We start from the raw sequence: 21,144 nt of genomic DNA, 5'->3' as shown, positions 1-21,144 counted from the left end.
ACCTCCAGACTATTCATCTGCTTTTTGTTGAATTTTTTCTTCAATAAATGCCGCAACATTTTGGCTGACCATCTCTCTCGCCTGGCGGATGGCATGGTAAACGGCCCGGCCATCGGAAGAGCCGTGCGCTTTGATGACTGGCGCCTTTAAGCCGAAAAGCCCGGCACCGCCGTATTCGGAGTAGTCCATTTTCGTTTTCATTTCTTTCAGCTTCGGCTTGAGCGCGGAAGCCGCCAATTTCGCTGTAAAGCTCGATGTCAGCGTGCTTCTCAGCATTTTAAAAATGGACAGAGCCGCTCCCTCGACCGTTTTTAAGGCGACGTTTCCGGTAAAGCCGTCTGTCACGATGACATCTGCGACTCCGTCCAGCATGTCGCGCGCCTCCACATTGCCGATGAAATTCAAATCGGTTTCCTTCAATTTTTGAAAGGTCTGCTTGGCAAGCTCATTGCCTTTTTTGTCTTCTGTGCCGACATTTAAAAGTCCGATCCTCGGATTTTTGACACCGAGAACCTGCTCTCCGTAAACAGAACCCATAATCGCATATTGGACGAGGTGCTCAGGCTTTGCATCCACATTCGCTCCGACATCAAGAAGGAGAAAACCGTCTCCTGATACTGTCGGCAAAGTCGGCGCCAATGCCGGTCTTTCGATTCCTTCAATTCTGCCGACGATAAATAATCCGGCTGTCATTAAAGCCCCGGTATTGCCTGCGGAGATGCAGGCGTCCGCCCTGCCTTCTGCAACTTCTCCGGCCATCAGAACCATCGATGAATTTTTCTTTCTTCTCACGGCTCGGACAGGTTCGTCAGTCGCTTCGATCACTTCTTCCGCGTGTTTGACGGTGATCCGCCCGTGTTCTTTTAAATGGGCGGCAATTTTTTCTTGATCTCCGATGAGTGTGACTTCAAGGTCTCCGAAGTCTTCGACCGCTTTCATCACTCCGTCGATGACCGCTTTGGGGGCATTGTCGCCTCCCATGGCATCTACAGCAATTCTCATGACTTACGCGCCACCTTCTATGATTGTTTTGAACGATACATCACAAATTCACCTGAAAAAACAGGCTCTTCGCCAACATAGCTGTTGACTTCAACAACCGTTCTGCCTTTTTCTTTATCAAGTCTATCGACCTTCGCTTTGGCAACGACCCGTTCGCCTTGTTTGACCTGCCTTGTAAAGCGGATGTCCGCTTTGGCGGTTAATGCAAGCTCATCATCAATGACGGCTACTGCGAGCGAGTTGGCCTGGGCAAACAAATGGTGCCCCCTGGCAATTTGATTGCGGCTGAAAACGTGCTCCCTTCTGATTTCAAGAATTGAAATCGCCTGCTCATCCAGCTCAAGGTCAATGATCTCTCCAATGACCTCATCAAGCGGAAGGGATTTGACTTCATCTTCAAGAGATTTTTCGGCAACACTTTTAATTCTTTCTCTGAGTTCAGGTATGGAAAGTTCTAAACGGTCTAAACGAATCGTCTGAATGCTGACTTTAAATTTCTCCGCCAACTCCTCGTCTGTAATGAACGGGGTTGTTTTGATCGTCTGCTGCAGCAATTCTTGGCGTTCTCTTTTACTTTTTCTCATTTTTTTAAACACCATCCGCACAATTGTGACTAGGTACTAATAGTAGTATATAATTTCATAGATTGGAATGCAATCTTTCTTTATCCGCTAAAAGATCATTTTTCCCGAACACCGGTCAGCTCAGCTTTTCGCCGTCCATGATTCCGCTTTTTTGCAAATGCTCTCTTAAAACCGCATATTCGGCATCCGTCCAGAACGCATTTGACGAAACGAGTTCTGCGGCGTCTCTTCTTGCCGTCTCCAGCGCGCGGTAATCGTGAACCATATCTGCGACTTTAAATTCCGGCATTCCGCTTTGCTTCTTGCCGAAGAAATCGCCGGGCCCTCTTAATTCCAAATCCTTTTCCGAAAGCTCAAAGCCATCCGTCGTCTCCGACATGATGCTCATCCGTTCTTTGCCCGTTTCAGATTTAGGGTCTGCCATCAGAATGCAATACGACTGATGATCGCCCCGTCCGACACGGCCGCGAAGCTGGTGAAGCTGTGAAAGGCCGAACCGGTCGGCATCATAGATCAGCATGACGGTCGCATTCGGAACGTTCACACCGACTTCAACAACAGTTGTTGAGACGAGTATTTGGCACTCGTTGCTGCTGAACTGCCTCATCACCTGTTCTTTTTCATCATTGGACAGTTTTCCGTGCATCAAGCCGACCTGCCATCTTCCCCCCAGAGCATGAGTCAGCATGCTGTGCACATCGATTGCATTCTGTACATCAAGCTTGTCTGATTCTTCAATCAACGGACATATGACATACGCCTGTCTGCCTTTTTTCAGTTCTTTTTCAATAAAGGCGAGAATCCGTTCCAGCATATCGTGCTTGACCCAGTATGTCTCGATCCGCTTTCGCCCCGCCGGCATTTCATCGATGACTGAAACATCCATTTCTCCAAACACCGTGATCGCAAGCGTTCTCGGAATCGGCGTCGCTGTCATAAACAGAACATCGGGGTCTTTCCCCTTGCTTCTTAATTTTTTTCTCTGCTCAACGCCAAACCGGTGCTGTTCATCAGTGATCACAAGCCCCAGCTGTTTAAAGTGGACATCATCCTGAATCAGAGCATGTGTGCCGACTAATATATCAATTTCCCCTTCTTTTAATCTTTCTAAAAGCTCTCTTCTTCTCTTCCCTTTAACAGAGCTTGTTAATAGCGCAACATTGACATTGTGCTTTTCAAACAGGGAAACCAATGAATCTGCGTGCTGTTCGGCCAAAATTTCAGTCGGCACCATCATCGCGCCCTGAAAACCAGACAGAAGGGAGGCATATAACGCGATCGCGGCGACGGCCGTTTTGCCTGATCCTACATCCCCCTGAAGCAGCCTGTTCATTTTATACTCGGAAACCATATCTCTTAAAATGTCGCCGAGCGCTTTCGCCTGAGCGTTTGTCAATGTGAACGGAAGGCTTTTGACAAACGCATCCACATCACCTTGTTTAAAGGTGTGTCTGATCCCGTCAGACTGTTCCCGCTCAAATTTTCGCAGAGCCTGCATTTTGAGCTGAAACAGCAAAAATTCTTCGTAAACAAAACGGCGCCGCGCTTGTTTTAAAGCTTCCCTTGACTCAGGCTTGTGAATCGCTTTTAACGCATCCTGGTAAGAAAGAAGCTTATAGGAGAGACGAAGCTTTTCAGGCAGGGGATCTTCGGCAAACTGTAAATAGCTCTGGACGGCTTCCTGAATCAATTTCCTCATCGTCTTCACCGTGATATTTTCTTTTACAGAATAGACGGGTTCAATCGCCTGGTCACCTTGATGCGGCCCGTTTTTAAGCTCCTGGACCATCACCGACTGCCGATGCTTGTCCCATTTTCCCGAAATGGTGGCAACCGACCCGATGGCCAGTTTCTTTTTCAAATACGGACGGTTAAAGCAGACCGCCGTGATCAGATAGTTTCCGACCAGGAGCCGAAACGTGAGGCGGCTTCGCTTTTTTCCGTAATAGGTAAGAGAAGGTTCGCTGTGAACCTTCCCTTCAACCGTCACTCTTTCCTCGTGTGCCACTTCTTCCAAATCGCGCAATTCATAATCGTCATATCGGTACGGGAAGTAGTTCAAAAGATCGGAAATGTCATAGATGCCAAGCTCGTTTAATGTTTTTTCCGTTTCCGTCCCGACTCCTTTTATAACAGATATACTATTTTGCAGATTGTTTTTCACGTGCAGCTGACGCCCCTCCGAATATTTTTTTCTCCAGTTCTTTCCCGGTCGGCGTTGCGGCGAGGCCGCCCCGGCCTGTTTCTCTCAATGCCGTCGGCATCGTCTGGCCGATTTTATACATCGCATCAATCACTTCATCACACGGAATGCGGCTTGTAATGCCGGCAAGCGCCATATCTGCCGCAACCATTGCATTTGCGGCGCCCATCGCATTTCGTTTGACACAAGGAACCTCGACAAGGCCTGCGACAGGGTCGCAAACGAGGCCGAGCACGTTCTTCAAGGCGATTGCCATCGCTTCGGCACACTGTTCAGGTGTTCCTTCCGCCATTTCCACGATAGCCGCTGCCGCCATTCCGGAGGCTGAGCCGACTTCAGCCTGACACCCTCCTGCAGCTCCTGAGATGCTTGCATTGTTGGCGACGACAAATCCGAACGCCCCTGATGTGAATAAAAAACGGACCATCTGCTCTTTTGTCGGATGAAGTTTGTCTTTAACCGCGAACAAAGTTCCGGGAACAACGCCTGCCGAACCCGCTGTCGGGGTTGCACAGATCGTTCCCATCGCGGCATTGACTTCATTGGTCGCGACCGCTTTGCTGACAGCATCAAGGATGACATCTCCAGAAAGTCCTTTTCCCGATTTGAGATAAGCGTGAAGCTTTACAGCGTCTCCTCCCGTCAGTCCGGAGTGTGAGACAACACCGTTGATTCCTTTTTGGACAGCGTCTTCCATGACGGTTAAGTTGGCTTCCATCTGCTTGAAGATTTCTTCCCGCGTCCGGCCTGACACCGCGATCTCCTGGGTGATCATGATTTCGGATATGGAGACGTTCTTCTCTTTTGTCAGCTGAATTAATTCTTTCACATTTCGAAACATCTAATCTCCCCCTTCCATGTCCTTTTAGTCTGCGATCTGTGTCACCTCAATGATATTCGGCAGCGCTCTCAATTCTTCAAATACGGACGGATCGATCATTTGATCAATTTCAATGGTCATGAGCGCTTCCTGGCCGATGTCTTTGCGGGCCACTTCCATATGGCCGATGTTGATCGCAAATTTCGCCAGTACATTGGCAACGCCTGCGATCGTTCCATACCGATCGTTATGGACGACTAAAATGGCGGGGTGGTTTCCCGACAATCTCAGTTTAAAGCCGTTCAGCTCGATGATTTCGATTTTCCCCCCGCCGATTGATATGCCTGCAAGCTCTAGGGAGCCTTCATCATCTGAGATGAGGAGGCGGGCTGTATTCGGATGTTTGGGCACCGCTTCTTCTTCCCGGAACTCTAAGTCAATTCCCTTTTCTTCGGCAAGGCGGATCGAATCTTTGATTCTTTCATCAAATGTATCAAAATCTAAAACGCCGCCGATGATCGCCACATCTGTTCCATGTCCTTTATAGGTCTCGGCAAAAGAGCCGTAGAAGGAAACTACGATTTTTTTCGGTTCTCTCCCAAACACGCTTCTGGCGACTCTGCCGATTCTGGCTGCGCCGGCCGTATGGGAGCTTGACGGACCGATCATGACGGGCCCGATAATATCAAACACACTTCTATACTTCATCCTTATCCCCCTTTACACAGAGATTCCCCCGCTTCACGGAGGAAAAAAGCCGTTTTTTTTAGACTAATCGATCACACAGCAATTGGCAAGCAGACAATCGCCCTTTAGACTTTTAAGGCTTTAAAAAAAGCCAAAAGAAGAGAAGGGCCTCGGAAAAATGCCCTTCTGCTTCAATCATTATTCCGCAGCCAAAATATAAGAATACAGCGGCTGTTTTCCGTTGTGAACTTCAACTTCAACCTCTTCATAAGTTTCACTGATGAATTTGGCAAGCTCTTCCGCCTCTTCCTCTGAAGCGTCTTCGCCTTTGATGATCGTGACGATTTCACTGTCTTCATCGATCATTTTCGCCATCAGTTTTTTGGCCGCCGTTAACTGCTCAGGTGCGGTTTCAACGATTTTTCCATTTAATATGCCCATAAAGTCGCCTTTTTTGATGTCGATGCCGTCTATGTTTGTATCTCTGACAGCGTAGGTGATTTGTCCGCTTTTGACATCATCTTTCGCTTCAAGCATGTTCGCCTCGTTCTCTTCGGCATCCAGAGCAGGATTGAATGCGAGCAATGCAGCCATCCCCTGAGGAACGGTCTTTGTCGGAATGACGATGACGTTTTGTTCAGCGACGTCTGCTGCCTGGTTTGCCGCCATGACGATGTTTGAGTTATTCGGCAGAATCACGACGGTTTCCGCATTGGCATCTTGTATCGCCTGCACGATGTCTTCTGTGCTTGGATTCATCGTTTGGCCGCCTTCTATCACAGCTGTAGCCCCGATGCTTTCGAAAAGCTCAGCAATTCCTTCTCCCATCGCCACCGTGACAATGCCGTACGGCTGTTTTGCAGCGGCAGTCTTTGGCGCCGGAGCAGCGGTCTCGATTTGATTTTGGCTGAGGATCGCGCTGTGCTGTTCTCTCATATTTTCAATTTTCATATTGATCAAGCTGCCGTACTTTTGAGCATAGGTCATGACCTCTCCGGGATATTCGGCATGAATATGCACCTTGGAAAGGTTTTCGTCTGACACGACAAGCAGAGAATCCCCGAAGCGGCTTAAATCCTGACGGAATGTGTCTTCATTAAAGCTTCTTTTACCTTGATCAAGCTTAACCATGAACTCCGTACAATAGCCGAATTCGATGTCTTCGGTGTTCATTTGGCTTTGCGCATTTTTGTGATGTTCAGCGCTGACAAGATCGTCCAATGACGGAAGAGCGGCCCCCTTATCAGAAAGCTTTTCTCCTTTTAAGGAAGCAAGAAATCCTTCATATACGTAGAGAAGCCCTTTTCCGCCGCTGTCCACAACACCGACTTCCTTTAAAACAGGGAGCAGTTCGGGGGTCCGCTTCAATGAGGCGGACGCTTCACTTACCACGGCTTCCATAACACTGATGATATCGGTTTCAGTTTGCCCGGTGTGGACGGCTTTTTTGGCCGCATCTTTGGCAACCGTCAAAATCGTGCCTTCAACAGGTTTCATGACCGCTTTATAGGCGGTGTCAACCCCTGCCTGAAACGCAGCGGCAAATTCCTTTGCGTTGATTTCGCTCTTTTGTTCAATCGACTTTCCAAAGCCTCGGAACAGCTGGGACAGAATAACCCCTGAGTTGCCGCGCGCTCCCATCAAGAGCCCTCTTGAAAGGCTCGCCGCCACTTTTCCGATATTTTCAGTATCGATTTGCTCCACTTCTTTCGCACCTGAAGTCATCGATAAATTCATGTTTGTTCCCGTATCTCCATCTGGAACCGGAAATACATTTAACGCATCAACTACATTTGCGTTTTGAGACAGATGGTGCGCACCGTACAGAACCATGCCTGCAAAAGCTTTCCCATCTAAAGTTCGCATAGACACTCTTGTTTTCCTCCTAACTACGGGTTCGTCACTCGTACTCCTTGAACGTAAATATTTACAGAATCAACTGCAAGACCTACTGTGTGGTCCAGCGTGTATTTGACTTTTGTTTGAACATTGTGTGCCACTTCTGAAATTTTCGTTCCGTAGCTGACAATGATGTACATGTCAATATGAATACGATCTTCTTCCTGACGGACAATAACACCCCGGCTGAAGTTTTCTTTTCTGAGGATTTCAGTCAGTCCGTCTTTGATTTGGTTTTTAGATGCCATACCTACGATCCCGTAGCAGTCGATCGCCGCACCTCCGGCAACCATGGCGATGACTTCATTTGATATATCAATCTGTCCGTATTTTGTTCGAAATTCAATGGACACGTCGGTTCCTCCTTTTTGAGTCTGCAAGACCGAGTTATCATCATTCTACTATAAGGACCTTCTTTTTAAAAGAACAGGCAAGCTTCTGTCTAACCTAACCCTACTTATACTACAGCCCGTTCATTTTTTCAAGATGTCAAGTGATTATTCTTGAAAGTATCGTAATCAATAGTTGCAAACGGTTTTCAGCTGTGGTAAATTATTAAAGTATCTGAAGCATCACAATGATCAAATTGATAAAGAATGATGATGTTTTTTTGAGAGTTAGGAGGGAAACAAATGGCACGTAAATGCGTTGTTACAGGCAGAAAAGCACGTTCTGGCAATTCTCGTTCTCACGCAATGAACGCTTCTAAACGCACATGGGGCGCTAACGTTCAAAAAGTGCGTATCCTTGTGAACGGCAAGCCTAAAAAAGTATATGTATCTGCTCGAGCTTTGAAATCTGGAAAAGTTGAGCGTGTATAAGAAAAAATAAACGCCTGCCTAAGCGACTGTATCCTAAGGCAGGCGTTTTTACGTTCTTTTTTAGACCGGGAAGGAGCAGCCGATTTTAAAAAAACACTCAAAAAAAGCGCACGGGCGCTTCTAATCTTTCCGAAACGAGCCAAGCATCGCCCGGACGATCCCCCCTAAAAACTTCGGTAATTTAATGGTATAAAATTTCATTGCGTTCCCTCCTCAAGAGTCCCGTAACCGCATGTATCGCCAGTCTTTTCTGACAACCGGATCTCCAAACATCCGCCGAGCGGGTAGCCAGGATATTTTAATCAGTGCTTCTTATCATTATTAATATGCCTTCTGTAAACGAAAAAGCACCTTGTGAATGGATGAGTTCGTTACTAATACATAGTGTGGAACCGAGAGCAATATGACACTTATTTAAAGAATACTTAAATCCTTCGAGAGAAAGGTTTTTAACCGTTTCTGCAAACGGCAGGAATGAGACATACGGCTTTGTTTCATCCTGCTTGACGGTATAGGAGCCCGGGGAAAACATGCTGATCTCATTCTGCCGGTCGATCATCACAGTAGTGACTTTTTTTGGGAGCGTTTGATAAAGAAGCTGCAGATTTCCGAGAAAATGATCTGCTCTTCCTCCCGAAATGCCAAACATCCTGATGGAAGAAGGCTGCTGCTCGATCGACCAGCTGAGTGCGAGGTCCAAATCGGTCTTATCTTTTTCTGCTTGATAGATATGAAGGCGGGGGGCGGCTTTTTCAAGCGCTTTTTTCTGCTCTTCTGTAATGCTGTCAAAGTCTCCAAACGCTTCATCGGGCACGATTCCTGCTTCAAGAAGCGCCGCCGCGCCTCTGTCGACGCCGATCCAAAGTGTATTTTTTTCTTGATACAATGACAAATCAGGAATGAGATGGCTGGGTCCTCCAGCTACAATATTGATATTCTTCATCGCTTTATCCTTTCTGTACCCGCTCTAAAAAAGAGCGCAGCTCAGGGAGCCGGCTCTTTTTTTAGAGCGGAATACGCCTGAACGTTTCTATTCAGAGCGCTCCTTTTATGTCGGAAATCGCTTTTTTACGGTCTTTTTCATTATAGATGGCAGAGCCCGCGACAAGCAGGTTTGCCCCCGCCTCTATACACTGGGCCGCAGTCTCTCTGTTGACGCCTCCGTCAACTTCGATCAGCAGGCCGGAAAGCCCTTTTTGTTCAGCAAGCTCTTTGACCTGCCTGATTTTCGGAACGACTGAAGAAATAAACGACTGTCCGCCAAATCCTGGATTCACGGTCATCAGCAGCACGAGATCAAGGTCTTCCAGCACGTGTTCGATCAGCTGAACAGGGGTATGCGGATTTAATACGACACCCGCTTTGATTCCTTGTTCCTTGATCAGCTGGATTGTCCGATGAAGGTGCGGACAAGCTTCGGCATGAACGGAAAGAATGTCCGCTCCCGCTTTTGCAAATGCAGGGATATAGCGATCCGGATGCTCGATCATCAAATGAACGTCAAGCGGAAGTTCCGTAATCGGGCGGACGGCTTCAACAACAAGCGGTCCGATGGTCAGGTTTGGAACGAAATGCCCGTCCATCACATCAATGTGGATGAAATCGGCACCGCCTTGTTCAACATCTTTGATCTCTTCCCCTAAACGGGCAAAATCGGCTGAAAGAATCGAAGGAGCAACATATACCATATCTTAATACCTCGGCTTTCTATCTTTTATCTCTGTTAAAAATTCAACGTAATGATCATATCGGTATGAAGCGATTTCCCCGTTTTCCACCGCTTTTTTAACGGCACAATTAGGCTCTTTTATATGCAGACATCCGCGAAATTTGCATTCTGCGCTCTTTTCGCCGATCTCCAAAAACGTATATCCTAGGTTTTCTGCTTCAATGCCTGTGAACTCAAGCGAACTGAACCCCGGTGTGTCAGCGACAAGCCCTCCGTTTATATGAATCAGCTCGACATGGCGCGTTGTATGCTTTCCTCTTCCCAAATGGGCGGAAATACCGTCGGTTTTCAGTTTAAGGTCCGGACTGATTGCATTTAAAAGCGAAGATTTTCCTACGCCGGACTGGCCTGCAAAAACGGTGATCCGGTCTTGAAAGTGAGGTATAACCTCTTCCATGCCGCTCCCGCTTTCGGTTGACGTCAAATAAACAGGATACCCGATATTTCGATAGTCTTCCGCATACTGATGAATCTGCTCTCTCGAATTCTCTGCCAAATCCATCTTTGTAATACAAATAATCGGTTGAATATCATTGGCCTCAACAAGCACTAAAAAACGATCCAAAAGCGACGTGCTGAAAGTCGGCTCTTTCGCTGAAAATACGAGAACAGCCTGATCCACATTGCTGATCGGGGGCCTGACCAATTCATTGACTCTTGTCTTGATTTCAAGAAGATAGCCTTCCTTATCATGATCCGCTTGATACACGACATCGTCACCGACAAGAGGGGTTATTTTGTTCTTTCTGAAAACGCCTCTTCCTCTGCACTGAATCACTTTTTCGCCATCCAATACATAGTAAAAGCCGCTTAATGCTTTAATGATTTTGCCCTCAGGCATACTGCACCTCCTTTATTCTTCATCAGGATATTCAATCGTTTTTGTCCTGACTACTTTATTATTGACGGTTACTTGATAATACCCTTTTTGGCCTGGTGCAATCCTGAATTTGATCGTGCGCTCGGCCGGCGCCGTGATTTTGAAATTTTCATAGACATCAGAAATGCTGTGCTCTTCATCATCGATCGAGATCTGGACCGTCAGCTCCTCCCCCTCCGTATCCGGCTCATAGGGGATATCGATTTTTTCAGTCACCGTTTTGACCGGTTTTTTTTCAGGGCCTAGAGAAAATGTAACCTCTACTTTATCTCCGGGTTTGACAGTCGATCCGGCTTCCGGCTTTTGTTTGATGACTTGGCCTTCGGGAACGTCTTCAGAGTGTGCTTCCTTTTCAACGAGGACGAGCTGATGATCTTCCAAATAGCCTGAAGCCGCTTGTTTGCTGTATGTTTTTAAATCTCTTAATGTAATATCTTCCGGTCCGAGGCTGACCGTTAATTTGATCTCATCGTCGCCAGGGATGATCTCCGTTCCTGCCGACGGCTGCTGTTCAATGATGGTGCCTGCTTCCTCCTCATCATGCACCTCTTCTGTCTTTATATGTTTAAAGCCTTTTTGCTCAAGAAGCTTTTGGGCGGCATCGGCTTTTTGGCCGACGACATCGTCCACTTCTTTTTTCTCTTTCCCTGAGCTTTTATAAAGCTTGACTGTCGAGCCTTCCTTCACGACATCGCCGGCTGCCGGGTCTGATTTGACGATCAGCCCTTCTTCAATTTTTTCGTCGGCTACATCTTCGGCATTCGGATCAACTTCAAACCCTTCCCCTTCAAGCGTTGTGACGGCCTCTTCATAATCAAGTCCCGCAACATTCGGAACCTCTACATCTTTAGGCATGAACAGCGATGGAAATACCGTCAGAGCCAGGATGGCTGAGGTGATCAGAATGAAAAACAGCGTCAGCAAAACAAGAGGCCATTTCTTTCTTTTTTTCTTCTTGTTTGCTTTTGCCTGTTTCTTTTTTTCTTTTTTTGATAAAGCCGGAGCCTCCTCCGCATCATCCGGGGCGCCGGCTTGTCCATCCGTGTCTTGAGGCAGATCTTTGATGACCGGGATAGCTTTAGTCATCTCATCATCAGACGGAATGGCGAATTTTTTTTGATTGATTCTGTCCGGATCAAAAGCCGCCTTCAAGTCGCTTTCCATTTCTTCGGCTGCATCATACCTGTGGAACGGATCTTTGGCCATGGCCTTGAGCACGATGTTTTCTATGCTTTGCGGCACGGCCGGATTCCACCTTTTCACTGAAGGCGTTTCCGATTGCAGATGCTTGAGTGCGATGCTGACCGCTGATTCTCCTTCAAACGGGGTGCGCGCCGTCAAAAGCTCGAACAGCACAATGCCAAGCGAATAAATATCTGATTTTTTCGTAGACAGTCCGCCCCTTGCCTGTTCAGGCGACAGATAATGGACAGAGCCTAAAACGGAGTTGGTGTGCGTGATGGTCGTTGAGCTTAATGCCATGGCAATGCCGAAATCGGTCACTTTAATGTGCCCCATATGGTCAATCAGAATGTTGTGGGGCTTAATATCCCGGTGAACGATTTGATTCTCGTGGGCGTGCGCGATGGCGGACACGATCTGCTCCGTGATTTGGACCGCTTCTTTTGGATGAAGGGGGCCGGTTCGGTTTATGTATTCCTTCAGGGTCATCCCCTCTACATGCTCCATCACGATATAATAGATGTCATCTTCTTCCCCGACATCATAAATGCTGACGATATTAGGGTGATCGAGGCTCGCAGCGGATTGTGCTTCCCTTCTGAACCGCCTGATAAAATCGGTGTCATGAACGAAGTCAAACCGCAGAACTTTAATCGCGACTTCCCGATCGAGTATGATGTCCTCAGCTAAGTAGACGTTAGCCATTCCTCCGCCGCCGATTGCGCGCAGGATTTGGTAGCGTCCGCTGATCCTTTTGCCGATTAGCACTTGTCTTCACCTTCTTCATTTTGTGAAGGAAGTTCCAATAACGCAACGGTTATGTTATCTTCACCGCCGTTGTCATTAGCCATCTGAACAAGCTGCTCAGCTTTTTCCTCAAGAGAGGAAGAAGCTTGAAGCAGCTCTTTCAGTTTCACATCATCGACTTTGTTCGTCAGACCGTCAGAGCATAAAAGCACTTGGTCACCAGGTTCGATTTCAAAGGAGTGTGTCTCGACCTGCACTTCCGGATCTGTACCGAGCGCTTTTGTCAGCACGTTTTTCCGCGGATGGTGTTCAGCGTCTTCTTTCGAAATCCCCCCTGTCCGCACAAGTTCATTGACAAGTGAATGGTCTTCGGTCAGCTGAGTCAAGCTTTCTTCATGCAGGAGATAGCAGCGGCTGTCTCCGATATGGGCGATCGTCAGCGTTTTCCCCGTATAAAAAGCGCAGACGACAGTCGTCCCCATTCCCTGGCATTCTTCATGCGCCCTTGAATGGTCATAGATTTTTTGATTGACGGCCGTAATCTGCTCTTTCAGCCATGCTTCGCTCTCAGCCGGTGCCGCCGGAATATCCTCGGTCTGCTCCCAGATGTCTTGAAGGGATGAGACCGCCATCCTGCTCGCCACATCGCCGGCAAGATGACCTCCCATTCCGTCGCAGACAACGGCCAAAACAAACTCCTCTTTTTTTGTAAAAATGCCCGCATCATCTTCATTGTGCTGGCGTATTTTTCCCCTGTCCGTCTTTAAGGCTGTCTTCAACCTTTTTCACCTCGTCTCTTCTTGTCGCTCCTTCGCACGCAGCTGTCCGCAGGCAGCGTCAATATCATGGCCTTGCTCTCTTCTGATCGTGACATTTACTCCATGAGACTTTAATGTTTTTTCAAAGGCGAAAATCTGTTCTTTAGGTGTTCTGACATAGTCTCGTTCAGGTACATAATTAACGGGAATCAAATTGACATGGCATTTGATTCCTTTTAACAGTTCAGCCAGTTCTTCCGCGTGTTCGACCTGATCGTTGACACCGCCGAAAAGGCCGTATTCAAAGGAAACCCTTCTGCCTGTTTTCTTAATGTAGTAATCGATCGCCTTCATCAGGTCTGGAAGCTTGTATGCTCTATTGATCGGCATCAGCCTGCTTCTGATCTCGGTGTTTGGCGCGTGCAGTGAAATCGCAAAGTTGATTTGCAGTTTTTCATCAGCGAACTCATAGATTTTCGGAATGATGCCGCTCGTTGATACTGTGATGTGACGGGCTCCGATATTCAGCCCTTTATCATGGTTGACGATTTTTAAAAACGCAAGCATTTCCTGAAAATTATCGAACGGTTCACCGATCCCCATGATGACGATTGAGCTGACGCGTTCATCTGTTTCATCAAGCGCCTGCTGCACCTTGACAACCTGTGCGACGATCTCGCCTGCTTCCAGATTCCGCTTCAGCCCCCCGAGTGTCGACGCGCAAAATGTACAGCCAATTCGGCAGCCCACCTGTGTTGTGACACAAACAGAATTGCCATAATCATGCCTCATTAATACGGTTTCGATCGTGTATCCATCATGCAGCTCAAATAAAAACTTCATCGTTCCATCCTGAGATGTCTGCTTGACGGCCGTTTTCAGCGTTGTTAATACAAAATGCTCCTTCAGCTTGGCGCGAAGCTCCTTTGAAAGATTTGTCATCTCATCAAACGAAGTGACTCTTTTCTCATAGAGCCATTCGAAAACCTGCGAGGCGCGGAAAGGCTTTTCGCCGTTTTCCGCAAGCCAGTTTTTTATTTCATCTATTTCAAAAGAATAAATGGACGGTTTCTCTGTCCGCAATTCTTTTCTCACTTTTTGTTTTGATTCCATCATTGTGATCCCTTCTTTCTCATGCTGCAAATAAAGAAGCCGTCTGTACCGAAATAATGGGGAAGAATTTGAACGCTCCCGCTTTGCACATAAGGCGCCGCTTTTTCCGGCAGCCGTTCTGAAAGGCTATGGTCAGGCTCAAATTCATCGTGTTCTTCTAAAAAAGCATGCATGACTTGTTCGTTTTCTGTCCGGTCCATCGTACACGTACTGTAGACCAGTGTTCCGCCTTTTTTCAGCAACGGTGCGATTTCGTTTAAAATCGCAAGCTGAATCCCGGCAAGACGGGCGCTGTCTTCGGGTGTTTTGCTGTATTTGAGATCCGGTTTTCTGCGAATAACGCCAAAGCCTGAGCATGGCGCATCAACGAGAATCCGGTCAAACTGCTGCCGCTGAAAAGCTTCCCCCGCTTTTCTGGCATCCATCGCCTTTGTTTCGATGTTTGAAAGCCCGAGCCGCCCCGCAGCTTCCCTGATCAGCTTGACTTTATGCTGATGAAGATCAAGGGAAACGACCTTCCCTGTATTCTGAAGGAGCTCGCTGATATGGGTCGATTTTCCGCCCGGAGCTGCACACGCGTCAAGCACGGTTTCTCCCGGTTCAGGCCCGAGGGCTCTTGCAACGAGCATCGAACTTTCATCCTGAATAGTTACATCGCCTTCTTTGAAAAAAGGACTCGCGGCAATGGTTCCTTTTAGCAGTTTTACGGCGTCTTTGGACAAGTCGCCTGCTTCCGCCTCGAATCCTGCTTCACTGAGGCGTTTGAGCAGTCCGTCTCTGTCGTTTTTCAAGGTGTTGACCCGAAGCGTCTGCTTCGGCGGAATCATATGGACCCGGCAAATTTGCTCGGCCGCTTCAAATCCGTAAGCATCGGTCCATTCTCTGACCAGCCATTCCGGATGGCTTGTTTCAACCGCCAATCGCTCAATCGGGTCGGCAATCTCATCAAAAGAAGGAACACCCTCCCTCTGAACGGAGCGCAACACCCCGTTAACGAACGAAGAAATGCCTTTATGTCCGCGTTTTTTCGCGATTTCAACCGCTTCAAAAAGTGCGGCGCGGTCAGGTATTTTCTCCAAGTATTCCATTTGGTACAGCGACATTCTTAAAAGGTGAATCACCCATAGTGTCACCTTTTCCGGCTTTTTCATAAACGGCTTCAGCATATAATCGAGAGCAAGCTTGTTTTGAAGGGTTCCGTAAACGAGTTCTGTCAGCAAACCTCTGTCCTTATCGTTTAAATCGTTCGCTTTCATGACGGACTGGAGCAAAAGGTTGCTGTATGCCTGATTTTGGTCGAGCTTGATCAGCGCATCGAGAGCAACTTCTCTGACATTACTTTTCTTCATCGTTATGACCTAATTTCATTCCGGGCTGAAGGGCCGCACCCCTTACAAAATCTTCGCCTTTCATTCTTTTTTTGCCTGCAGGCTGCACTTCCGTCAATTTTAATGCCGTTTCATTTCCCGAAGCGACGACAATGCCGTCTTTTTCAATGCTGATAATCTCTCCCGGCTTTGCCTGTTTTGCACCCGCAGCCTTTTGAGCCGCCCAGACTTTCAATGTCTGGCCGCCGAGCAGCGTGTAGGCGACAGGCCAAGGGTTTAAGCCCCTGACTTGGTTGTATAGAATTTCGCCGGGCTTTGACCAGTCGATCTGCTCTTGCTCCCGTTTAATGTTTGGCGCATATGTCGCTTTTTCTTCATCTTGTTTTTCAGGAGTCACTGAGCCGTCAATGACTTTCGGAACCGTTTCAGAAAGAAGCGCGGCTCCCGCTTTGCTCAATTTATCATGAAGCGTGCCGACATTATCTTCTTCCTCGATTTCAACCTCGACTTTGGCGAGCATATCGCCGGCATCCAATTTTTCGACCATGTACATGATCGTCACGCCTGTCTTAGTTTTGCCCTCGAGAATGGAGTAATGGATTGGCGCTCCTCCGCGCAGCTCCGGCAGAAGGGACGCATGGACATTGATGCAGCCGTATTTTGGATAATCCAAAAGCTTCTTCGGCAGGATTTGGCCAAAAGCTGCCGTTACGATTAAATCCGGCTCAAGCTGAAGAATCCTGTCCGTCTCCTCCTCTATTCTCACTTTTTCAGGCTGAAGCACAGGGATGCCGTGTCGCAGCGCTTCTTCCTTGACCGGAGGCGGTGTCATGATTTTTTTTCTGCCTTTCGGACGGTCGGGCTGAGTGACAACACCCACCACATCATAGCCGTCTTTAATCAGCGTATTGAGCACCGGAACTGAAAAATCCGGCGTCCCCATAAAAACGATCCTTGTCATCCAATCATCCTTCCATTTCCTCAAGTTCTTTCACATCATAATAGCGCGTTACCTTTGATGTAAACAAAATGCCGTCTAAATGGTCGATTTCGTGCAGCAGCGCTCGCGCCAAAAAACCTTCCGCTTCTATTGTGAACGATTTTCCGCGGCGGTCGAAAGCCTTCACCTTTACATAATCGGACCGCTTCACTTCACCGTAGAGATCAGGAAAGCTCAAGCAGCCTTCAGGCCCCGTTTGTTCGCCGCTTTGCTCGATGACCTCCGGATTAATCAGCTCGATTTTTCCTGTTTCATCGCCGATATCGACGACCGCCGCTCTCTTTGAGACGCCGATTTGCGGGGCGGCAAGTCCGACTCCATCGAGTTCAAGCATCGTATCGTACATATTATCGAGTAGTTTTTTTAATGATTTATCAAAAGCCGCAACGGGCTCGGCAGGGGTTTCCAAAACTTCTGCCGGGTACGTCACGATCGGTTTTACTGCCAATCTAAAAGCCCTCCATCACGCTGTTATTTCTTACATCATCATATAAGGATTCATATCAATCGAAATCGTCAGCTGTTTTTGTTCAATATCGCGTTTGTAATGATCCATAATGGTTTTAAACAAAGATGCAAGCTGGTTTTCCTGTTTGTATTTTATCACGCATTGATAGCGATATCTATCTTTGATCCTGGCGATCGGCGAGGCGACAGGTCCGAGGATTTTCGCATCGCCGGTAATGTTCGCTTTTAAGTAGTGGGCGATTTTTTCCGTGACAAGCGCCGCCTTCGTCACTTCCTCGTGTGAAACGCTGACAAGCGCCAAATAATAATACGGCGGATAAGCCTGTTCCTTCCTGTGCAGCATTTCCTGCTGGAAAAACGTTTCATAGTCATGCGTTTTCGTCAGCTGAATGCTGTAATGTGACGGAGTATAAGTTTGAATAATGACTCTGCCCGGTTTTTCGTGGCGCCCCGCTCTTCCGCTGACCTGTGTCATCAGCTGAAACGTTTTTTCAGCTGCCCTGAAATCGGGGATGTGAAGCATCGTATCGGCGCTCAGCACCCCGACGAGCGTGACGTTTTCAAAATCAAGCCCTTTGGCGATCATTTGCGTGCCGAGCAATATATCGGCTTCCCCTCTTCCAAAGGATGAAAGCAGTTTTTCATGGGCTCCTTTTCTTGAGGTTGTATCGACATCCATGCGAATCACTCTGGCTGCCGGCAGTATTTTCGTCAATTCTTCTTCAACCCGCTGTGTTCCTGTTCCAAAATAACGGATGTGCTCGCTGCCGCATTCAGGGCAGCTTGACGGCATCCCGGTTTCATAGCCGCAGTAGTGGCATTTAAGACGTTGTCCAAACCTGTGGTATGTCAGGGAAATTTCGCAATGCGGACACTGAATGACATAGCCGCAGTCCCTGCACATGACAAACGAGGAATAACCTCTTTTATTTAAAAACAGGACGGCCTGTTCACCTTTTTCCAGCGTTGCTTCAAGCTCTGCCATTAAGTCTTTGGAAAACATGGAGCGGTTTCCGCTTCTCAATTCCTCTCTCATATCGACGAGAGAAACGTCAGGCATAACCTGATGGTTGACGCGGTACTTGAGAGAAAGGAGCTTGTACACGCCTTTTTTGGCCCGAGCAAATGATTCAAGCGTCGGTGTCGCACTGCCGAGGACGACCGGACACCGGTGGTATTCGGCCCGTTTAATCGCCGCTTCTTTCGCATGGTATCTCGGCATTTCCTCCTGTTTGTATGATGTTTCATGCTCTTCATCGATAATGATCATGCCGAGGTTTTCAAACGGGGCAAAAATGGCCGACCTTGCACCAACGACAAGACGGACCTCTTTGCGGTGGATTTTCCGCCATTCATCGTATTTTTCCCCTGTTGAAAGTCCGCTGTGCAAAACCGCCACCTGTGAGCCGAAGCGGCCTTTAAAGCGGTTGACCATCTGCGGCGTCAGAGAAATTTCAGGAACGAGGACAATCGCTTCCTTACCGGCTTTCAGCACTTTTTCAATCGATTGCAGATAGATTTCCGTTTTGCCGCTTCCGGTGACACCGTGAAGGAGAAACACGTCATGAGCCTGTTTTTCGATCGCTTCTGAAATCGCTTTGTATGCGTGCGCCTGCTCTTCTGTTAAAGCAAGCGGTTCGGTTTTTTTGAACATTCTGTCCTGATAAGGATCTCTGTAAACCTCCTGCTCGCTTTCCTTCAGCAGGCCTTTCTGGATCAGCGCTTTTAAGGATGCCGAAGACCCTCCGGTTTTGCCCAAAAGATCCTGTGCCGGCACTGCCATCCCCTCATCACTCCCGATGAAAAACTCAAGAATCACTTTTTGTTTAACAGCCTGCGGGGAAAGTTCAGTCAGCGCTTCTTTTAATTCTGTTTTCGAACAGAGGGGCGTTATCGTTCTGCGCATTTTCTTGTTTGTTTTTTGCTTTACCTTGTATGCCACTTCAAGGTTGCCCTCTTGAACTTGACGCTGGATAAGTTTTAACAGCCGGTGATCTTCTATATCAGAATAGGAAAGTGCTTTTTTTTCCGAAAATAGGCTCTTGAGCGGTTCAGGGAGCGGAAGGTCTCCGATCACCTTGATTTCTTTGCCGTACTTCGCTTTCATTGCCGCAGGCAGCATCGCCTGCAGCGCCGTAATTTTATAAGACAGCGTTTTTTCGGTCAGCCAGTCAGACAATTCAAGCAGCTCTTCCGTTAAAACAGGTGTCAAGTCAAGGATTTCCTCGATCTCTTTGACCGAACGCCCGGCGAGATCTGAAGCTTCTTTTACACGAATGACAAATCCTTGTATTTTACGGGCGCCAAAAGGAACGATCACCCGCATCCCTTTTTTGATCATCCCCCTCCATTTCTCGGGGATGCGGTAGTCAAACGGTCTGTCGATATTTTTTGTGGTGACATCGACGATCACTTCTGCGAAATTCATGAAGATTTCCCGCTCCGTCCGGTAAGCTCAGCGGCTTCCTTTAAGATTTCAGCGGCAACCTCTTGTTTCGTCATCAGAGGGTGTGCTGTCTTTCTCCCGTCTTGATGATAAACCGTTACAACGTTGGTCTCCGTTCCAAAACCGGCGCCTTCTGCTGTGACATTATTGGCGATAATCATATCGGCGTTTTTTGCTGTCAGCTTTTTTTTGGCATAGTCTTCAACACGTTGCGTTTCGGCAGCAAAACCGATCAGAATTTGCTTTGTTTTCCGCTGGCCCAGCTCTTTTAAAATATCCTTTGTCCTTTCAAGTTCAATCACCAGATTGCCGTCTTTTTTCTTCATTTTGTGGTCGTGGACATATTTCGGCTTATAATCCGCGACAGCCGCGGTTTTAATGACAATGTCGCTGTCTTCGAATACGGATAAGACCGCATGATACATCTCTTCTGCCGATTGGACTTGTACAACGTCAACCCCTGCCGGAGCTTCAAGCGATGTCGGCCCGCTAACCAGCGTCACGCGCGCGCCTTGTTTAGCCGCTTCTTCAGCAAAGGCATAGCCCATTTTCCCCGTCGAACGGTTTGAGAAAAAGCGGACAGGGTCGACTTGCTCCCTTGTCGGACCTGCTGTGACCACAACATGTTTCCCGGCTAATGAGGCGGTTTTAGCGACTGCAAAATGCTCTTCAGCCAATTGGACGATCCGTTCCGGCTCCTCCAGTCTGCCTTTGCCGACATAGCCGCACGCAAGATAGCCTTCACTCGGTTCGATAAACCGGCAGCCGTCATTGTAGAGAACGCTGATATTCCGTTTCACGGCCGGGTGGTCATACATATGAACGTTCATGGCTGGAGCGATCCACACAGGTGCTGTTGTCGCTAATAGCGTCGTCGTCAGCATGTCATCAGCAATCCCTGAGGCAAGCTTGCCAATGATATTGGCTGTTGCAGGTGCAACAATCACCAGATCAGCCCAGTCCGCAGCGTCGATATGGGCAATCACGCGAGGATTCCGCTCTTCAAATGTATCTGTATATACGTCATGACGCGAGAGCGCCTGGAAGGTGAGCGGGGAAACAAATTCGCAGGCGGATTTTGTCATGATAACTTTTACATTGGCACCTGCCTGCACAAGCTTGCTTGTCAATGCGGCTGCTTTGTATACAGCAATTCCTCCGCTTACACAGAGCAGGATGTTTCGATCTTTCAGCATCGTTTTCTCCCCCTTATGTTCTGTTGGATGGCCCTGAAAAAAATAACAACCTAATGTATAGGTTGCTATTTTTACAGCTATTAGCGATTTTCTTTTTCAAAAGTAAGCAGGCCGGCATCAATTTCTTCCAATGCTTTGCCGACATATTTATGCGACTTCGGATTTTCGATATGCTGATTTTTGTTTATCTGCATTTCGCGGGCGCGTCTTGCTGACACAGTCACAAGTGTATATTTCGAATCCAGTTTATTCATTAAAGAGTCAATTGACGGATCTAGCAT

General features: G+C 47.8%; 21 protein-coding genes. 1 reads left to right on the top strand and 20 read right to left on the bottom strand.

Annotated features, from left to right (window positions below; translation table 11 throughout):
• Window positions 1–9: 9 nt before the first annotated feature.
• From plsX to RBH91_RS09425, 7 genes are all read right to left on the bottom strand, one after another.
• Window positions 10–1,002: a phosphate acyltransferase PlsX gene (plsX, locus tag RBH91_RS09455; RefSeq protein WP_076760487.1), complete on the bottom strand. Its 993-nt coding sequence runs from the start codon at window positions 1,000–1,002 to the stop codon at window positions 10–12.
• Window positions 1,003–1,019: 17 nt separating this feature from the next.
• Window positions 1,020–1,586 carry a transcription factor FapR gene (gene fapR, locus RBH91_RS09450; RefSeq protein ID WP_307894359.1) on the bottom strand — a complete coding sequence of 189 codons (567 nt, stop codon included), beginning with the start codon at window positions 1,584–1,586 and terminating at the stop codon, window positions 1,020–1,022.
• A gap of 115 nt (window positions 1,587–1,701) precedes the next feature.
• Window positions 1,702–3,750 (bottom strand): ATP-dependent DNA helicase RecG, encoded by a 2,049-nt coding sequence (recG, locus tag RBH91_RS09445; RefSeq protein WP_307894358.1) that lies wholly within the window; start codon window positions 3,748–3,750, stop codon window positions 1,702–1,704.
• Complete coding sequence (gene sdaAA, locus RBH91_RS09440; protein ID WP_307894357.1) at window positions 3,728–4,630, bottom strand: L-serine ammonia-lyase, iron-sulfur-dependent, subunit alpha; 903 nt, start codon at window positions 4,628–4,630, stop codon at window positions 3,728–3,730. The genes recG and sdaAA overlap by 23 nt, the downstream gene beginning before the upstream one ends.
• 24 nt (window positions 4,631–4,654) lie before the next feature.
• A complete protein-coding gene (gene sdaAB, locus RBH91_RS09435; protein ID WP_076760483.1) occupies window positions 4,655–5,317 on the bottom strand; it encodes an L-serine ammonia-lyase, iron-sulfur-dependent subunit beta in 663 nt (220 codons plus the stop codon).
• 177 nt (window positions 5,318–5,494) lie between these two features.
• Entirely contained in the window at window positions 5,495–7,168 is a 1,674-nt protein-coding gene (locus tag RBH91_RS09430) for a DAK2 domain-containing protein (protein WP_307894356.1), read from the bottom strand.
• Between the two features lie 17 nt (window positions 7,169–7,185).
• On the bottom strand, window positions 7,186–7,548 hold the full coding sequence (locus RBH91_RS09425; RefSeq protein WP_076760481.1) for an Asp23/Gls24 family envelope stress response protein: 363 nt from the start codon (window positions 7,546–7,548) through the stop codon (window positions 7,186–7,188).
• Window positions 7,549–7,827: 279 nt separating this feature from the next.
• Between RBH91_RS09425 and rpmB the strand changes: the two genes are divergently transcribed.
• Window positions 7,828–8,016 (top strand): 50S ribosomal protein L28, encoded by a 189-nt coding sequence (gene rpmB / locus RBH91_RS09420; protein WP_307894355.1) that lies wholly within the window; start codon window positions 7,828–7,830, stop codon window positions 8,014–8,016.
• Between the two features lie 120 nt (window positions 8,017–8,136).
• Here the strand turns inward: rpmB and spoVM are convergent, their stop codons facing one another.
• The 13 genes from spoVM to rpoZ form a co-directional block, all read right to left on the bottom strand.
• Window positions 8,137–8,217, bottom strand: a complete 81-nt coding sequence (gene spoVM / locus RBH91_RS09415; protein WP_003221545.1) for a stage V sporulation protein SpoVM — start codon at window positions 8,215–8,217, stop codon at window positions 8,137–8,139.
• Between the two features lie 97 nt (window positions 8,218–8,314).
• Window positions 8,315–8,959 carry a thiamine diphosphokinase gene (locus tag RBH91_RS09410; RefSeq protein WP_076760479.1) on the bottom strand — a complete coding sequence of 215 codons (645 nt, stop codon included), beginning with the start codon at window positions 8,957–8,959 and terminating at the stop codon, window positions 8,315–8,317.
• 91 nt (window positions 8,960–9,050) lie between these two features.
• Window positions 9,051–9,704 (bottom strand): ribulose-phosphate 3-epimerase, encoded by a 654-nt coding sequence (rpe, locus tag RBH91_RS09405; protein ID WP_076760478.1) that lies wholly within the window; start codon window positions 9,702–9,704, stop codon window positions 9,051–9,053.
• A 3-nt stretch (window positions 9,705–9,707) separates the two neighbouring features.
• Window positions 9,708–10,586, bottom strand: coding sequence for a ribosome small subunit-dependent GTPase A (rsgA, locus tag RBH91_RS09400; RefSeq protein ID WP_307894353.1), 879 nt, complete (start codon window positions 10,584–10,586; stop codon window positions 9,708–9,710).
• A 12-nt stretch (window positions 10,587–10,598) separates the two neighbouring features.
• A complete protein-coding gene (pknB, locus tag RBH91_RS09395; protein ID WP_307894351.1) occupies window positions 10,599–12,575 on the bottom strand; it encodes a Stk1 family PASTA domain-containing Ser/Thr kinase in 1,977 nt (658 codons plus the stop codon).
• The gene (locus tag RBH91_RS09390) at window positions 12,569–13,333 is read right to left on the bottom strand and encodes a Stp1/IreP family PP2C-type Ser/Thr phosphatase (protein ID WP_307894350.1); all 765 of its coding nucleotides are present in this window, start codon (window positions 13,331–13,333) and stop codon (window positions 12,569–12,571) included. The genes pknB and RBH91_RS09390 overlap by 7 nt, the downstream gene beginning before the upstream one ends.
• A gap of 6 nt (window positions 13,334–13,339) precedes the next feature.
• Window positions 13,340–14,428 carry a dual-specificity RNA methyltransferase RlmN gene (rlmN, locus tag RBH91_RS09385; protein WP_307894349.1) on the bottom strand — a complete coding sequence of 363 codons (1,089 nt, stop codon included), beginning with the start codon at window positions 14,426–14,428 and terminating at the stop codon, window positions 13,340–13,342.
• A complete protein-coding gene (gene rsmB / locus RBH91_RS09380) occupies window positions 14,425–15,774 on the bottom strand; it encodes a 16S rRNA (cytosine(967)-C(5))-methyltransferase RsmB (protein ID WP_307894348.1) in 1,350 nt (449 codons plus the stop codon). The genes rlmN and rsmB overlap by 4 nt, the downstream gene beginning before the upstream one ends.
• Entirely contained in the window at window positions 15,761–16,714 is a 954-nt protein-coding gene (gene fmt, locus RBH91_RS09375; RefSeq protein ID WP_307894347.1) for a methionyl-tRNA formyltransferase, read from the bottom strand. Before fmt ends, rsmB begins: the two co-directional genes overlap by 14 nt.
• A gap of 4 nt (window positions 16,715–16,718) precedes the next feature.
• The gene (gene def, locus RBH91_RS09370) at window positions 16,719–17,201 is read right to left on the bottom strand and encodes a peptide deformylase (protein WP_307894346.1); all 483 of its coding nucleotides are present in this window, start codon (window positions 17,199–17,201) and stop codon (window positions 16,719–16,721) included.
• Between the two features lie 30 nt (window positions 17,202–17,231).
• Window positions 17,232–19,649: a primosomal protein N' gene (priA, locus tag RBH91_RS09365; RefSeq protein WP_076760470.1), complete on the bottom strand. Its 2,418-nt coding sequence runs from the start codon at window positions 19,647–19,649 to the stop codon at window positions 17,232–17,234.
• Entirely contained in the window at window positions 19,646–20,863 is a 1,218-nt protein-coding gene (gene coaBC / locus RBH91_RS09360; RefSeq protein ID WP_307894345.1) for a bifunctional phosphopantothenoylcysteine decarboxylase/phosphopantothenate--cysteine ligase CoaBC, read from the bottom strand. The genes priA and coaBC overlap by 4 nt, the downstream gene beginning before the upstream one ends.
• A gap of 80 nt (window positions 20,864–20,943) precedes the next feature.
• On the bottom strand, window positions 20,944–21,144 hold the full coding sequence (rpoZ, locus tag RBH91_RS09355) for a DNA-directed RNA polymerase subunit omega (protein WP_076760468.1): 201 nt from the start codon (window positions 21,142–21,144) through the stop codon (window positions 20,944–20,946).

Origin of the sequence: Bacillus swezeyi (assembly GCF_030908325.1) — a bacterium.
Lineage (GTDB): Bacteria > Bacillota > Bacilli > Bacillales > Bacillaceae > Bacillus > Bacillus swezeyi.
Note: the sequence above shows the minus strand (reverse complement) of the source record. Positions and strands in the feature narration are given on the sequence as shown.

Coding starts and splice junctions, on each gene's coding strand:
- plsX (WP_076760487.1), bottom strand. CDS start 1,002: ATGAGAATTGCTGTAGATGCCATGGGAGGCGACAATGCCCCCAAAGCG.
- fapR (WP_307894359.1), bottom strand. CDS start 1,586: ATGAGAAAAAGTAAAAGAGAACGCCAAGAATTGCTGCAGCAGACGATC.
- sdaAA (WP_307894357.1), bottom strand. CDS start 4,630: ATGTTTCGAAATGTGAAAGAATTAATTCAGCTGACAAAAGAGAAGAAC.
- sdaAB (WP_076760483.1), bottom strand. CDS start 5,317: ATGAAGTATAGAAGTGTGTTTGATATTATCGGGCCCGTCATGATCGGT.
- rpmB (WP_307894355.1), top strand. CDS start 7,828: ATGGCACGTAAATGCGTTGTTACAGGCAGAAAAGCACGTTCTGGCAAT.
- spoVM (WP_003221545.1), bottom strand. CDS start 8,217: ATGAAATTTTATACCATTAAATTACCGAAGTTTTTAGGGGGGATCGTC.
- RBH91_RS09410 (WP_076760479.1), bottom strand. CDS start 8,959: ATGAAGAATATCAATATTGTAGCTGGAGGACCCAGCCATCTCATTCCT.
- rpe (WP_076760478.1), bottom strand. CDS start 9,704: ATGGTATATGTTGCTCCTTCGATTCTTTCAGCCGATTTTGCCCGTTTA.
- rsgA (WP_307894353.1), bottom strand. CDS start 10,586: ATGCCTGAGGGCAAAATCATTAAAGCATTAAGCGGCTTTTACTATGTA.
- rlmN (WP_307894349.1), bottom strand. CDS start 14,428: ATGATGGAATCAAAACAAAAAGTGAGAAAAGAATTGCGGACAGAGAAA.
- rsmB (WP_307894348.1), bottom strand. CDS start 15,774: ATGAAGAAAAGTAATGTCAGAGAAGTTGCTCTCGATGCGCTGATCAAG.
- fmt (WP_307894347.1), bottom strand. CDS start 16,714: ATGACAAGGATCGTTTTTATGGGGACGCCGGATTTTTCAGTTCCGGTG.
- priA (WP_076760470.1), bottom strand. CDS start 19,649: ATGAATTTCGCAGAAGTGATCGTCGATGTCACCACAAAAAATATCGAC.
- coaBC (WP_307894345.1), bottom strand. CDS start 20,863: ATGCTGAAAGATCGAAACATCCTGCTCTGTGTAAGCGGAGGAATTGCT.
- rpoZ (WP_076760468.1), bottom strand. CDS start 21,144: ATGCTAGATCCGTCAATTGACTCTTTAATGAATAAACTGGATTCGAAA.